The 15477-nt window shown below is 67.0% G+C and carries 10 protein-coding genes; 7 read left to right on the top strand and 3 right to left on the bottom strand.

Features of this window, described 5'->3' with window-relative positions:
* Positions 1-254: 254 nt before the first annotated feature.
* Positions 255-734 (top strand): potassium channel family protein, encoded by a 480-nt coding sequence (locus ACWCRB_RS44530; RefSeq protein ID WP_451001521.1) that lies wholly within the window; start codon positions 255-257, stop codon positions 732-734.
* Positions 735-794: 60 nt separating this feature from the next.
* Here the strand turns inward: ACWCRB_RS44530 and ACWCRB_RS44525 are convergent, their stop codons facing one another.
* The gene (locus ACWCRB_RS44525) at positions 795-1511 is read right to left on the bottom strand and encodes a FadR/GntR family transcriptional regulator (RefSeq protein ID WP_451001520.1); all 717 of its coding nucleotides are present in this window, start codon (positions 1509-1511) and stop codon (positions 795-797) included.
* Positions 1512-1915: 404 nt separating this feature from the next.
* Between ACWCRB_RS44525 and ACWCRB_RS44520 the strand changes: the two genes are divergently transcribed.
* Genes ACWCRB_RS44520 through ACWCRB_RS44505 form a run of 4 tightly spaced genes read left to right on the top strand, consistent with a single transcriptional unit; the run spans position 1916 to position 6360 of the window.
* Positions 1916-3169, top strand: a complete 1254-nt coding sequence (locus tag ACWCRB_RS44520) for an aminotransferase class V-fold PLP-dependent enzyme (RefSeq protein WP_451001519.1) — start codon at positions 1916-1918, stop codon at positions 3167-3169.
* 55 nt (positions 3170-3224) lie between these two features.
* On the top strand, positions 3225-4532 hold the full coding sequence (locus tag ACWCRB_RS44515; protein WP_451001518.1) for an ABC transporter substrate-binding protein: 1308 nt from the start codon (positions 3225-3227) through the stop codon (positions 4530-4532).
* Positions 4533-4588: 56 nt separating this feature from the next.
* Positions 4589-5527 carry a carbohydrate ABC transporter permease gene (locus ACWCRB_RS44510; protein WP_451001522.1) on the top strand — a complete coding sequence of 313 codons (939 nt, stop codon included), beginning with the start codon at positions 4589-4591 and terminating at the stop codon, positions 5525-5527.
* A complete protein-coding gene (locus tag ACWCRB_RS44505) occupies positions 5524-6360 on the top strand; it encodes a carbohydrate ABC transporter permease (RefSeq protein ID WP_451001517.1) in 837 nt (278 codons plus the stop codon). The genes ACWCRB_RS44510 and ACWCRB_RS44505 overlap by 4 nt, the downstream gene beginning before the upstream one ends.
* 7 nt (positions 6361-6367) lie before the next feature.
* On the opposite strand, the gene ACWCRB_RS44500 is transcribed toward ACWCRB_RS44505, so the two are convergent.
* The gene (locus ACWCRB_RS44500; RefSeq protein ID WP_451001516.1) at positions 6368-6928 is read right to left on the bottom strand and encodes a hypothetical protein; all 561 of its coding nucleotides are present in this window, start codon (positions 6926-6928) and stop codon (positions 6368-6370) included.
* A 440-nt stretch (positions 6929-7368) separates the two neighbouring features.
* Here ACWCRB_RS44500 and ACWCRB_RS44495 point away from each other — a divergent pair, with 440 nt between their 5' ends.
* Positions 7369-8994 carry a (2,3-dihydroxybenzoyl)adenylate synthase gene (locus tag ACWCRB_RS44495; protein WP_451001515.1) on the top strand — a complete coding sequence of 542 codons (1626 nt, stop codon included), beginning with the start codon at positions 7369-7371 and terminating at the stop codon, positions 8992-8994.
* 4 nt (positions 8995-8998) lie between these two features.
* Positions 8999-10219 (top strand): FAD-dependent oxidoreductase, encoded by a 1221-nt coding sequence (locus ACWCRB_RS44490; protein WP_451001514.1) that lies wholly within the window; start codon positions 8999-9001, stop codon positions 10217-10219.
* Positions 10220-10289: 70 nt separating this feature from the next.
* On the opposite strand, the gene ACWCRB_RS44485 is transcribed toward ACWCRB_RS44490, so the two are convergent.
* Positions 10290-15443, bottom strand: a complete 5154-nt coding sequence (locus ACWCRB_RS44485) for an amino acid adenylation domain-containing protein (RefSeq protein ID WP_451001513.1) — start codon at positions 15441-15443, stop codon at positions 10290-10292.
* Positions 15444-15477: the final 34 nt, after the last annotated feature.

The following is a 15477-nucleotide window of genomic DNA, read 5'->3' as shown; positions in this document are numbered from 1 at the left end:
GGGGTGCAGGGGACGCAGTCCCCGCCGGGGGTCCAGGGGGCTGTGCCCCCTGGTGGGGTCGAAGGGGCGGAGCTCCTGGGGATGGGAATGGGTAGGGGCGGCGGGGGCGAGGAAAGCAGCGCCGCCCCGAGCCCGCGCGGGCCTCCTTCTCCGCCCCTACCGACGCGGCCCGCCACCGGCCGATGGAATGACACGCCCGCCCCCGCCGCGCGCCCGCACGGCCCGCGCGCCGTCCGTCCCGCAGGATCCGGGGCATGCTGCCCCAGTTCTGGACCCGGACGGTCGAGTTCCTCCTCGGCCGTGAGGGCCGCTCGCTGCATCTGAAGGCGGCGGGCGGCGCCACGGCGGCCCTCGGAGCGGTGATGCTCCTCGGCTCGTGGGCGGTCGTGACCGCCGAGGAGGGGGCCAGGGGCGCCAACCTGACGTCGTACCCGAAGGCCCTGTGGTGGTCGGTCGAGACGGCCACGACCGTCGGATACGGAGACTTCTACCCGGTGACCCTCTGGGGCCGGATCGTCGGCGCCGTGGTGATGGTCGTCGGCATCACCACGTACGGCATGGTCACCGCGGCCCTCGCCACCTGGTTCGTCGGCCGGGAGGAGAAACGCCGGCATCGTCTTGCGCACACCGCCCACGAACTGTGCGAGGACACCGCCCGCGCCCTGCACGACCGGTTCGACCGCCTGGAACACCTGGTCACCAGCCATGACCGGCCCGAGGGACAGTCCGAATGAACAGCACCGCGCGCTGCCCCGGCCACGGCGGCGACCACCGGACAACGCGGACCGGGACAGCTATTCCTGGGCACCCGCGTCACCGCCGGCGGCCGGCGGCTGCTGCTGCAGGAAGACCGTGAGCCATTTCTCCGTATGGGCCACGTGGGCCGCGGCCGCGCCCGAGGCGGCGACGGGATCGCGGTTGGCGAGTGCCGTGGCGATCGCGCGGTGGTCCTCGTCGCTGGCGCGCTTGATGTGCGGGCCGTCGGGAAGCGTGAACACCTGATAGGCGCGGGACCGGGCCCGGAACACCCCGAGCAGTGAGCCGAGCGTGGGGTTGCCGCCGACGCGGGCGATCTCCGCGTGGAAGCTCTGGTCGAGGGCGGAGACCCGCTCCGGGTCCTCGGTCGCCTCCATCGCCTCGATGTGCTCGAAGATCGACTTCAGTGTCTCGGGGGTCATCCGGGCCGCCGCCTGCGCCGCCGCATGGGACTCCAGGATCCGCCGGATCTCGTACATCTCCAGCAGCCCGGCGAGCGGCAGCAGATCGACCGTGAGCGACAGGCTGCCCACGATGTCCTCCGGCCGCAGCTGTGAGACATAGGTGCCCGAGCCGTGCCGGGGCTCTATGACCCGCAGGGCCGCGAGCATTCGTACGGCCTCGCGCAAGGAGCCCCGGGAGACGCCCAGTTCCTCGCACAGCTCGCCCTCCGGCGGGATGCGCTGCCCGGCCACCAGGCGGCCGGTGGAGATCATGTGCCGTAGTCCGTGGAACGCCTGGTCAACTGCGGACATTCTTCCCCTCCTGAGGACTCGGCCGCTTCGCTCGGCCTTCGGCAGCATACAGAGTCATCTGATGAGTTACGGCATCTCCCCTCAAGTCATCCAATGACTTATTTCGAGGACGTAATCGGTCGGTCACGACGCCATCAAGTCGCACGCCGCCTCGCGGATTGTGCCACCGAGTCCCATCCATCGACATCTTTGCAGGTAAGAGGGCATTTCTTGGGTGCTCAAGGATGCGATACGGGTGCGGATCGCCCCTCTGTAGCGCGTGACCGTCTGATGTCGGCACCCCCGGACTCTTGCCTGTCCCAGGGTGTCGATGCCACGATGCGCCGCAAGTCATCTGACCTATTTTCATCGCCGTCCGATGTGTGGGCCTGCCGTCGTGGGGCCAGGGAGATCGTGAGTCATACGTGAGCGAGCTGGATGTCAGCACTGTCACCACCGCGCCGAGCCCCCTGCTGCTCGCCGACGGAAGACCGGCAGCCGAGGCCTGGTCGCTGGACCCCGCGCACAAGCACGTCAACCACGGGTCGTTCGGGGCGGTTCCGGTCGTCGCACAGCAGGAGCAGAACCGGCTGCGGGCGGAGATGGACCGCTCGCCGGGCGTGTGGTTCCCGGGACTGTCGGCCCGGGTCGCGGCCGCCCGGACCGAGGTCGCCGCGTTCCTGCGGGTCGCCGTCGACGACCTCGCCCTCGTGCCGAACGCCAGCGGCGGCGCGAGCGTCGTCTACACGAACGTACCGGCGAGGCCGGGCGGCGAGGTCCTCGTGACCGACCACGGCTACGGCGCCGTCACCATGGGCGCGCAGCGGCTGGCGCGGCGCTGGGGCGGCACCGTCCGTACCGCGCACGTTCCGCTCGACGCGGACGAGGACCGTGCGTACGAGGCGATCCTCGCCGGGATCACCGACGCGACGGGCCTGATCGTCCTCGACCACATCACCTCGGCGACCGCCCGTTGGATGCCGGTGGAGCGGATCGGACGCGTGGCGCGTGAACGCGGCATCCCGCTGCTGGTGGACGGCGCACATGTGCCAGGACTGGCCGAGGATCCGCTCGCGGGACTGGACTGCGACGTGTGGGTCGGCAACCTCCACAAGTTCGGCTGCTCGCCCCGCGGTACGGCGGCCCTGGTCGCCCGCGGTCCGCTCCGCGACGACCTCCACCCGCTGATCGACTCGTGGGGCGCCCCGGAGCCGTACCCCGCCCGCTTCGACACCCAGGGCACCGTCGACGTCACGAGCTACCTCGCCGCGCCGACCGCCCTCGGCTTCGTCGAGGACACCTGGGGCTGGGACACGGCACGCGCCTACATGCGGACGCTGGCCGACTACGCGGAACGGATCGTCGGCGACGCCTTCGCCGAACTCACGGGGGAGGGCAGCTCAGTTGACGTCGGCATGCCGGTCAACGCGCTGCGCCTGGTCCGGCTACCCGAGGGCCTCGGCACCACGCACGCCGCCGCCGACGCCCTGCGCGACCGCGTCGCCGCCGAACTGGGCGTCGAGGCCGCCTTCACCAGCTTCGGAGGCATCGGTTACCTCCGGCTGTCGACGCACGTGTACAACACGGCCGCCGACTTCGAGTACTTCGCCGAGCACTGCGTTCCGGTGCTCGGTGCATGGGCCCGCACCCAGCACGACGCACACCTCACATCGCAGTGATCCATCAGATCCATCAGATCCATCACAGACCCCCCGGAACTGGGAGAGCACAGTGTTGAGCAGCAGAAAGGCAGCAGCGGTCGCCCTCGGGCTCGCCACCGCGTTGACGGCGTCGGGCTGTGCCGTCGGCGGCGGCTCCGGCACGAGCGACGGAACCGTCACGCTCCACATGGTCGAGAGCCTCACCAACCCGGCCCGTACGGCCGTACTGAAGACCCTCATCGGCCAGTTCGAGAAGCAGAACCCCAAGATCAAGGTCGACCTGATCTCCCCGCCCACCGAACAGGCGGACCAGAAGATCCAGCAGATGCTCCAGTCCGGCAGCGGCATCGACACCATGGAGGTCCGGGACATCACGGCCGGGCCGTGGTCGACCAACGGCTGGCTCTACGACATGAGCAAGCCCCTCAAGGGCTGGAGCGGCTGGGACGCGCTGACCGACAACGCTGTCAAGTACTCGAAGGACTCCAAGAACCGGACGTACTACATCCCGTACGGCTTCTACGGCCTCAGCCTCTACTACCGCACCGACCTGGTCTCCGAGGCCGGCTTCAGCGCCCCGCCCGCGAGCTGGGACGACCTGCTGAAGCAGGCCACCGCCATCCAGGACCCCGACAAGCGACGGTACGGCTACGCCTTCCGCGGCGGAACGAACGCCAACAGCAACGCCGTAGCGGTCATCGAGGCGTATGTTGCCGACAAGATCGACCGGGACAACGGGTTCAAACTGACCGACGGGAAGACGATCTTCTCGGCACCGGAGGCGCTCACCGCCCTGGAGACGTACTTCAAGCTCTTCAAGAAGGCGTCGCCGCCGTCGTCCGTCGCCTGGGGCTACCCGGAGATGGTCGAGGGCTTCTCCAACGGCTCGACGGCCTTCCTCCTCCAGGACCCCGAAGTGATCGCCACGGTGGCGGAGTCGAAGTCGATCACCACGGAGCAATGGAATACGGCCCCGCTGCTGACCGGCCCCAGCGGCAAGGCCGTTCAGCCGGTGGCGACCGCGGGCTGGGGCATCGCGTCCGGCAGCAAGCACAAGGCGGAGGCGGTCAAGCTGGTCAAGTTCCTCTCCGAGGGCGACGCGGCCACCACCTTCGACAAGAAAAACAGCCTGGTGCCCATCCTCAAGAGCTCCGCCGCCGACACGTTCTACAAGACGGGCGCCTGGGCGAGCTACGTGAAGATGACCGAGAACCCGGACACGTACATCACGGTCACCCAGCCCCGTAACTCCTCCTGGTGGACCGAGTGGATCCAGAAGTCCGACTCCGAGATCCAGAAGGTGCTGCTGGGCAAGATGACGCCCAAGGAGCTCCTGGCTGGCTGGGACACCTACTGGACCGAGAAGTGGAAGAGCCAGTAGGGCTGGCGGGAAGGCCGGACGTGAATCCCTCAACCACCGACGCGGGGCCCCGGCAGGTGGCCCCGCCACCCGCGAAGACCTCGGCGCCCGCGCCGCGCCCGCGCAGGCCGGTCTTCACCGGCCGCCGGGGCCTGAGCATCGCGGCGTTCATGGCGCCGGCCGCCCTGTTCGTCGCGGTGTTCGTCTACTACCCCATGATCGCGGGCGGTCAAATGGCCTTCCGCAACTGGAACTTGAACGACCTCACGGACACCTCCTGGGTCGGCCTCAAGAACTTCAAGGGCATCCTGGACGACCCGGTCTTCTACACGGTCCTCGGCAACACCGCGGTCTGGGTGGTCGGTTCGATCGTGCCCCAGTTCGTCATCGGCTTTGCCATCGCCCTGTGGCTGCGCCGCAAGTTCCGCCTCCGTGGGCTCTATCAGGCGCTGATCTTCTTCCCGTGGGCGATCTCCGGGTTCCTGATCGGCATCCTGTTCCGCTGGATGTTCAACAGCGAGTTCGGGGTCGTCAACGACCTGCTGGAAAAAGCCCACTTGATCGACACCCCGATCCCGTGGCTGGCCGACCCGAAGACCGCGATGACCGCCGTCGTCATCGCCAACATCTGGTACGGGGTCACCTTCTTCACCATCATGATCCTGGCCGCGCTGCAGTCGATCCCCGACGAGATCTACGAGGCGGCGGCGCTCGACGGCGCCGGAAAGGTCCGTACCCTCTTCCAGATCACCATCCCGTCCATCCGCGCGACGCTGGCACTGACGGTCCTTCTCCGGGTCATCTGGATCTTCAACTTCCCCGACATCATCTTCGGCATGACCGGCGGCGGCCCGTCCAACGAGACGCACATCGTGACCACTTGGATGATCTCCATCACCCAGCAGGGCGACTACGGGAAGGCCTCGGCGGTCGGGCTGATCGTCGTCGCCATGCTGATGGTCTTCTCGGTCTTCTACCTCACGGCCACCCGGGAGCGGAACGGAAAGACGTCATGATCAACAAGGAGTCCACCGCCGGACGCGCCGTCCGCGTCACGTTCCTGACGGGCTGGCTGATCGTCACGGTCTTCCCGCTGTACTGGATCACCATCACCTCGCTCAAGAGCCCCGGGACGATCTTCAGCCCCTCGATCGCCTACTGGCCCGAGCACTTCTCGCTCGCCAACTACACCGGCCTGTTCAGCAAGGCACAGTTCGGCGTCTACCTCACCAACAGCCTGGTCATCGCGACGGTCGCCGGCGTGGTGGCGACCGTCATCTCCCTCCTGTCGGCATACGTCCTTGCGCGCTTCGAGTTCCGGAGCAAGACCGCGCTCCTGATGGCGGCGCTGGTCACCCAGATGATCCCGTCCTTCATCGCGCTCGGGCCGCTGTACATGCTGATGACGGAACTCCAACTCGTCGACAACCGGTTCGGGTTGACCCTCGTGTACGTCGCGGTCTGCATCCCCTTCTGCACGGTGATGCTCCGCGGCTTCTTCGAGAACGTGCCGGACGCGCTGGAGGAGGCCGCGATGATCGACGGCTGCTCACGGCTCGGGGCGCTCTTCCGGGTGCTGCTGCCGGTCATGCAGCCCGGCATCATCGCCGCGTTCATCTTCAACTTCGTCAACTGCTGGAACGAGCTGTTCCTGTCGGTGACCCTGATGAACAGCGACGCCAACAAGACCGTCCCCACGGCACTGAACGGCTTCATCTCCAGCTTCAACATCGACTGGGGCTCGATGTCGGCGGCGGCGGTCCTCACCATCGCACCCACGATGCTGCTCTTCGCCTTCGCCAGCCGTTACATCGTCCAGGGACTCACCTCCGGCGCGGTGAAGGGGTGACGAGCGCTCATCGGTTGAGCGGCCAGTAGGGATCCAGGTACCTGCTGCTGCCCAGGCGTCCCCACTCGACGGAGATCCGGTCGCCCTTCCACGGAACGTTGTGGAACGTCGCCCAGGAGACGAAGCTGCGCCCCGGCCCCAGGGTGAAGTCGGTCTCGGGGTGGGTGCTGCACAGGGTCGCGTCGGCGGCGACGTACCCGATCTTCCGGCCGTCGCGCAGGAACCACTCCTTGGACAGCTTGGGGTCCTCCCAGCCCCGGCAGGTGAAGTACAGGACGCGGTCGCTGTCGTTGCGGTAGGTGACGTATACGTGGAGGTACTGCGGCACCTGGCCGGACGGCGGCTTCTCCACCACCGACCACGACCAGTGCAGACTCCAGTCGGGCTCCACGCGGACGACCCCGTCACCGCCGGGGGCGTACGTCCCCGGTGCCGGACAGTTCCCCAGCGTCTGGGGCGTGCACGGCAGGGAGTCCGCGGTCGCCGTCGGCGCGGACGCCAGCACCAGGGCGAAGGCCGCCGTCCCCGAGACGACGGCGACAAGGGAATACCGCTTCACGGACTTCACGGCGCCTCCTGGAGGTCCTCGCATCCGGTGTCCGCCGGGGCGGGTTCCCCCGGGCGCGTCTGCGGAGTACATCAGCCTGGCAGTCCGCGACCACCGCGCCCAGAAGGGGGACACACGGGCCGGGTGCATTGGCCGACGGCCACGCGCATCGACCGCGGCGCGCGCCGGGGAGTGCGAGACGGTGGCCCCCGTCGGAGACACGGCGACGCGTTGTCCGTGCCCGTCTGACGACGTGCAGCAGTCACGACGAGTGACGATCCGGAGGACTGCCGACCCTCACCCAATCCGACGGCATCCCGCGCGCCGCGGGCCGCCTCGGTCGGCTCCGCGGATCGACACTGTGCGCGTCCCCTGGCGGGCCGGATCCAGCACCGCCGATCGTGGAGTTAGGGTAGCCTACCCTCTCTGGGCTGGGATGCAGCTCCTCGAAGGGAAACCAAGTGAGCATCGAACCGTTGGCCCTTGACGGGGTCGTTCCGTTTCCGTCGGAGACGGCAGCCAAGTACGTCGCCGAGGGGTACTGGCGCGATCAGACGCTGCCGGAGCTGTTGTTCGCCACCGCGGAGCGCTGTCCCGGCAAACTCGCCGTCATCGACCGCAAAGCCGAGTTGAGCTACGCACAGCTCACGGACGAGGTCCTGCGCCTCGCTGCCGGTCTGCAGGATCTGGGGCTGAGCCGTGGCGACCGGGTGGTGGTACACCTGCCCAACATCTATGAGTACATTGCCTTCGTCTTCGCCTTGTGGGAGCTCGGGGCGGTTCCCGTCGTCGCTCCCATCGCGCACCGTCGTGCCGAGATCGAGCACTTCGTCGAGATCACCGAGGCGCGTGCCTACATCACGGTCGACTCGGACAGCGGCACCGATCTCGCCGCGATGGCCGCCGACCTGAAGCAGCGTTGGCCCCATCTGGAGCACACCGTAGTGCTCGAACGTGATGGCGGCGGCGCTGAGTACAAGGCGTTGCAGTCGAAGGGATCGCTCGAGCACGCGCGACGGTGCAGCCCACAGGACGTCGCTCTGCTGCAGATGTCGGGCGGCACGACGGGCGTTCCGAAGCTGATGCCGCACACTCACCAGACGTATGGCTACGCACTGCGGCGAAGCGTTGGGGAACGCGGCATCACCGAGCAGACCGTGCATCTGCTGGTCATTCCGATCTGCCACAGCATGTCGACGCGTTCGCCCGGATTCCTCGGTGCGTTCAGCGTGGGCGCCACCATCGTGATCGCACCGAACGGCAGCCCCGATACGGCGTTCCCGCTGATCGAGAAGCACGGGGTGACCCGCGTTTCGCTGGTGCCCCCGATCCTGCTGGCCTGGCTGAACTCCTCACTCCGCAAGCGCTATGACCTCTCCAGCTTGAAGATTCTCATGTGCGGCGGCGCGAAGCTGACCGAGTCCGTGGCGTCGCGGGTCGAGCCGGAGTTCGGCGTGCAGCTGTCGCAGAGCTTCGGAATGGGCGAGGGCCTCGTCGTCAGCAATCCCGCCGACGTCGATCGGGCCACCAGCGTGCGGTACCAGGGCCGGCCGGCCTCGGCGGCCGACGAGTGCATCGTCATCGACGACGAGGGCAACGACGTGCCACCCGGTGCACCCGGCCACCTGCTGACCCGAGGGCCGTCGGTGATTCGCGGGTACTACCGCAACCCCGAGCAGAACGCGCTGGCGTTCACCAGCGACGGTTTCTACCGCACCGGTGACATCGTCGAGCGGGACGAGCGCGGCTTCATCAGGGTCGTGGGACGGTCGAAGGACCAGATCAACCGGGGCGGCGAGAAGATCGCGCCCGAGGAGCTGGAGAACGCGCTGCTCACTCATGCCGGCGTCCACAACGTCTCCGTCGTCGGCGTCGATGACGAGGTTCTCGGCGAACGTGTCAAAGCGTACCTGATTCCCCGGACGCCGGAGAGCGCGGCCGAGCTCACCTTGGGCAAGCTGCGCCAGTTCCTGCGCGACAAGGGCCTCGCCACGTTCAAGCTCCCCGATGTCGTGGAGGTCGTCGACGAGTTCCCGTACACCGCGGTCGGCAAGGTCAGCAAGCGCCTGCAGCGCGAGCTGAACTAGACGCATGTCGAACAAGACCACACGTGTCCTCGTCGTGGGCGCGGGCCCCGTCGGAATGGTTTGCGCGCTGGCGCTGAATCGGCGCGGTATCCCGGTGACCGTTCTCGAGTCCGAGCCGGCGCCGGTGCAGGATCAGCGCGCGGCGACCATTCATCCGAGCACACTTGAAATGCTCGACGCCCTGGGCGTCACCGAGAAGATCCGGGCGCACAGTCTGCTCTCGAGCACCTATCGCTTCCACGACCGGCCGACCGGAGAGCTCGTGGCGGAGTTCGATCTCGGCCGGCTCAAGGACGAGATCCGGTTCCCGTACGTACTGCAGTACGAGCAGTACAAGCTGACCGCTGCCATCGCCGCGGAATACGCGAACGAATCCGACTTCGACGTGCGGTTCTCCCACACGCTGACCGGTCTGACCGAAACCGCGAGCGGCATCGAGGTGGAGTACACCTCACCCGCCGGCACAGAACGCATGGCGGCGGCCTACGTCGTCGGCTGTGACGGTGGCCGATCGACGGTGCGCAAGTTCGCCGGCATCGAATTCGAGGGATTCACCTATCCGGAGCGGTTCATCAAGATCGCGACCAGCTTCGACCTCAAGACCGTCAAGCCGGAGCTGGCGTTTCGCAACTACTTCTCCGACCCCCATGAGTGGGCCAACGTGTTCAAGGTGCGGGGAGAAACGCCCGACGGGCTCTGGCGAGTGATTCTGCCGATCGGCCACGACGAGGACGACGCCACCGCGTTGTCGCCGGCGCGCGTCGAGCAGCGGCTGCAGAAGTTCCTCCCGAAGACCGGCTCGTACGACGTCGAGTACCGCAACGTCTACCCAGTCAGTCAGCGCGTGGCCGCGACCTTCCGTCAGGGGCGCATCCTGCTCGCCGGCGACAGCGCGCACGTGAACAACCCGATCGGCGGCATGGGCATGAACGGCGGCATCCATGACGCCATCAACCTGACGGAGAAGCTCGCGAAGGTGATCGCCGGTGAGGCCGGCGACGACCTGCTCGACCTTTACAGCCGCCAGCGCCGCCATGCCGCGGTGAACTACGTACAGGCCCAGACGATCGCCAACAAACGGCTGTTGGAGGAACGCGACCCCGAGGTGCGTCGGCACAACTTCGACGAACTGCGCCGCACCGCCGAGAAGTTCGACACCGCCCGCGCCTACATGCGCCGCGCGGCCCTGTTCGACAGCCTGCAAGACGCTGCCGCCATCACCTGAGCCATCGGCTCATCGGCTCCGAGTCTGGTGCAGTACGGCTCGCCGTACTGCACCAGACCACGAAATCCGCTCAGCCGTCCAACAAGTTCGTCAGCAGCGGGCCCCACTTCAGCAGACCGGAACCGGGTTCGAGGACGGACTGATGGTCTTCGTCCTCAGCGACGAAGAACGAGAAGTTGGTCAAGTGACCGTCCCATCCCAGCGTGTCCTCGCGGCCCAGCTCCGCCACTCGGGGCGTGTGAGTCGCGGATGACGCGATCACGAGCGTCTCGATGTCGAGACTGCCCCGCGTCGGCGCGGACGTCAGGACATCACAACGACGGCCGGCCGTCTCGACAGCCTTGAGTTGCTTCGCGTCGGCGAGCAACTCGTTGAACGCTTCCTCGCCGAACGCTTTCAGCATTTCGTCACGCATCGACTCGGCAGATCCCGGTCGTACGACGAGCTCCGTCGAGTTTTCCGAACCGGCAGGCATGGCATCCACGATCACCAGGGGGCCCACGTGTTCCCCTCGGGAGAGAAGCTGGCGCGCCACGGCGAACATGATGTGTGCGCCGTACGACCAACCCAGCAGTTCGTACGGTCCGGCCGGCTGCAGCCCCTGGATGACGTCGGCATAGGTCGAGGCGAGGTCGTCGAGGTCATCGAACTCGACCTCCAGGCCGATGATCGCCGGATCATCGATCCCGACCAGCCCGACCCCGTCCGGGAGGTATCCCGACAATTCCGAGTACATGGACGAGGCGCCGAACTTCGGGTGCGCGCAGAACAGAGTGCGGCCGTTCAGGGACTGGGTGAACCGGGTCGCGATCGCGGTGATGTCGACCTCGGCATCGGCGCCCGGCTGCGTCTTCTTGTCGACCACCGCACTCAGTTCGCCGATCGTCGAAGCGGTGATGACGTCCCGCATCGCTATGTTCACGGGGAACGCGCGATTCATCTGCGACGCGAGCCGCATTGCCGCGAGCGAATGCCCGCCCAGCCGGAAGAAGTCGCTTGCGGCGCCCAGGACCAGTCCCTCGTCGAGGTCGAGCACGGCACGGAAGATCGCGGCCACCGCCAGCTCCGTCTCCGACTCCAGTGCCCGGCCCGCGCTGACTCCGGACGCGGCCACGTCAGCCGCGGGCAGCGCCCGGCGGTCCAGCTTGCCGGTCGGGGTGAGGGGGAAGGACTCCACCGGGACAAGGGCTGCCGGGACCATGTAGTCGGGCAAGTACTTGGCCAGATGGTTGCGCAGCGACTCACTGATGTCGCGGTCCGCGGTCGTGCGGTAGTAGGCGGCCAGTTGTAGCCCGGTGGCGTGTTCGAAGGCGACCACTTCGGCGCGCGTCACCTCGGGGAACTCCTGCACCACGTCCCGGATCTCGTCCGGTTCGATGCGATAACCGCGAATCTTGATCTGTTCGTCGGCGCGACCGAGGTAGTCGATCATCCCGGCCTCGTTCCACCGGGCGAGATCTCCGGTGCGATACATGCGTTCCGCCGGCTCCCACGGGCAGGCGACGAAACGCTCGGCGGTCAGCGCGGACTGGCCCCAGTATCCGCGCGCGGTTCCTTCGCCGGCCAGGTAGAGCTCGCCGGCGACACCCGGAAGGGCAGGTTGCAGGTTCTCGTCGAGGATGTAGGCCCGGGTGTTGAAGATCGGCGTCCCGACACTCGAGTCGGTGCTGTCGGCCAGGTCGGCGCCGAGGGCGTTGATGGTGTACTCGGTAGGTCCGTAGAGGTTGTACGACTCGACTCCGGGTGCGCCGCGCAGCTGTTGCCACAGCCGGTCGGGGACGGCCTCGCCGCCAAGGGAGACGAAGACGACACCGGGCGCATCGGAGGACACGGACCGGCCGGCCGGCCGGTCTCGCTCGAGCAGCCCTTCTTCGACGAGCAGTTGCCCGTAGGACGGGGTCACATCGAACCCGTCCATGCAGACCTCGTCGTAGTGCGCCAGCAGCCGCTGATGGTCGCGTCGCATCTCCTCGTCGATGACGTGCACCTCGTGGCCGTTCAGCAGCCAGAACAGCTGCTCCCACGAGGCGTCGAAGGAGAAGGACGTCGTGTGCGCGATCTTCATACGGCGCCCGCGCTGGTGGTCCACCACCCGATCGAAGATCTTCTCGACGTGGTTGACGTACATGTTCGTCAGTCCGCGGTAGCCGACGGCGACTCCCTTGGGCCGTCCGGTGGTTCCCGAGGTGAAGATGATGTACGCGAGGTTGTCGAGCGAGATCTCCCCGCCGCGTTCCGCTGCCGTGATCGGAGCTGTTCCGGTCTGCGCGAGGCGATCCACCGTCGTCGTGGATTCCAGGTTGATCACCTTGCCGACGGCGCCGGTGAGCCGATCCACGTCGCGATCGGTCACCAGAGTGACGGTCGGTTCAGCGACCTCGATCATGTAGCCGATCCGTTCGTCCGGCAGTTCACTGTCCACCGGGACGTAGGCGGCTCCAATGGCGAACACCGCGAACATCGCGATGACAGTGCGCTCGTCGCGCGGCAGCAGCAGCGCGACCCGATGCTCTGGGCGCACTCCCTCGTCGAGCAGAAGTCGGCCGTAGCGGTTCACCTCGGCGAAGAACTCCGCGAAGGTGAACCGACGATCGCCGGCGACAAGCGCCGTCTCCGATCCGGACAGCCGCACCTGCCGGTGCAGCAACTCGGCGACCGTGACAGGTTCGATGTCGCGGATGAGGTCAGCGGCGATACCTGTATGCGGGGCAGTCTCGCCCGGCAACAGGGCGGACAACGTACCAACGGGCTCGTCAAGCCGGCGAGTAAGGGAAACGAGCACCTGGACGTAGCGCTTGAGCAACAGCTCCGCGGCCGGGGCATCGAAAACGTCCCGGCGGTAGGACAGGCGCACGTGCACGGTCGCCGCTCCGTCGCGTTCTTCCGGGTCGACCGCGAACGTCACTGGGTAGTGTGTCGCGTCATCGACCTTCGCGTCGACGACCTGCAACCCGGCTGTGTCCTGCCCCGCGGCCTGGCCGAGCGGCACGTTCTGCACCACGAACAGCGTGTCGAACAGAACAGGAACGCCTGCATTGGTCTGGATCTGTGTCAGAGCGGCTTGCGGATGGTCGATGACGCGCAGCTGCTCGGACTGGACCTGGGCGAGCAGCTGCCGATTCGTTTCGAACGGGGGCAGACTCACCCGCATCGGGACCGTGTTGAACAGCAGCCCGATGATTCGGTCGGCGTCGGGCAACGAAGGCGGCCGACCGGAAACCGTGTTACCGAATACGACGTCGTTGCTGCCGGTGAGCCGGCTGAGCGCGATCCCCCAGGCGGTCTGCAGCAAGGTACCCACCGTGACCTTGGCGTCTCGTGCAGCGCTGAACACCATCGCGGCCTCTGCCGGGCTGAGATCGAGGTGCAGCTCACCGGTCTCGCTCTGTGCGTCACCGAGGTCGACGAACTCAGGGCACAGCAACGTCGGACCAGGCAGTTCCGCGAGGTAGCCGTCCCAGGCGCGATAGGCGGTAGCGGGATCCTGGTCGTCGACCCAGTCCAGGTAGGAGCGGAAAGACGCCGGTCGCACGCGATCGACGTATCCGTCATCGGCGTAGATGCTGAGGATTTCGGCGAACAGCGCGTTGATGGACCAGCCGTCCAGCAGGATGTGTTCAAAACTCATGACCAACGTCCACGCCTGGTGGCCGTGTTCGAGCAGCGTGAACCGGATCAGCGGCGGGACCTCGAAGTCGAACGGCTCACCTCGCTCGGCCGCCAGGAACTGCTCCACATCGACCCCGCGGCCACCCCACTCGTCCAAGCGGATGACCCGTACCGGGACTTCGACACCGGACGGGATCACCTGCACGTCCCCGGGAGGGACGAACGCCGCCTGGAGATTGGGGTACCTCTCCATCGCACTGGCGATGGAGGCCGTCATCCGCCCGGGGTCGAGATCTCCCGCGACCTGTCGGGTGATCTGCGAGACGTAGGTGTTGTGGTCGTCGGATTCCCGGGACCGCAGCAGGTGATAGAACAATCCGCGCTGCAAGGGGGCAAGCGGAAGGATCTGGGCGTCGTGCCCGTAGCGGGCTCGGATGGATTCCTCTTCGCCGGGCGTCAACGTGACCCGGTCGGCGCGACGCAGAGTGAATGCCTCTCGACGCTCGCGGCCGGGAGCAGGGACGCCGGCTCCGGCAATCTCTTCGGCGATGGCGGTGGCCAGTGCCTCAGTGTCGACATCAACGGTGTCCGCCGACTCCACCCGGACGCGGACGACGCAATCGCCGGGCTCACGACCCGCGATGAGGACACGGATGTCGAGTCCGTCCTCTGGTACGCCGACACCCGCAGCGGGCTCGGTGACCAGCTCCGCGTGGCTGCGGAACACACCTACACGGATCTGCGGGATCGGAAGATCATCGAAGAAGCGGCTGAACCGGGGGTGTCCGGCCAGCGAGGCATACTCGGCCGCTCGCTCCGGGCTCAGCCCGATGACATCACCATCATCAAGCAGCACGGGGAATCTACGCGTCATCAGGGGACCGTCGGACTCATGGAACTCCACGAGCAGATCACCTTCAGCGATCTCGGCCAAGGCCTTGGCCACGGCCGTCAGCACAACGGACCGCAGAGAGGTTCCGTCCGCGGCGGGAGCCGCTCGTCCAGCCGTGACACTTGACGCTTCTGATGCTTCCGAAGCCACCGAGTCGCCTCGCTGCGGCAGCACAGTGGCGGTCGCATCGGCGAGCTGATCTACCCAGTCCTCCCAGAACGGATCGTCAAGGACAGCCGCCAGTTCGTCGTCCTTGTATCCGGACGCGGCCCGGGTGGACGTGACGACGACCATCGGAATTTTTGCCTGATACGCAGTGACCAGCTCGGTGAGCTTCTCCCTGATCGCATCCAGCAGCTCAGGATTGCCGGTCTCGGCGACCAGTTCACCGGCGCCGCTGTCGCGGATCGCCAATCGCAGGGCGAGGCTTGCTCCCGACAGGGCGTGACTGACGTGGTCGATCGCCGCCCGCCAGAGCGGAGCCACGCTGATGTCGAAATCTTCGAGCGGCAGCTGGAAGCGGCGAATGTCACCGCCGTTGTTGTCGGATTTGGTGTTGTCAGCTTTGGTCCGGCCCTCGTCGCCGGCACGAACGATCTGGGCGAGTTGCCTGACCGTCAGATCCGGATGCTGGGATCCAAGCACGAGGAAGCGCGCTGTGTTCCGCAACAATCGGGACGTGGTTTCCGCCGAGAACAACTCGCGGGCCGCGTTGAGATTCATTCCGAATGCGCCGCTGTCAAGTCTTTCGATACTC

Source organism: Streptomyces sp. NPDC002156, from assembly GCF_053593675.1.
Note: the sequence above shows the minus strand (reverse complement) of the source record. Positions and strands in the feature narration are given on the sequence as shown.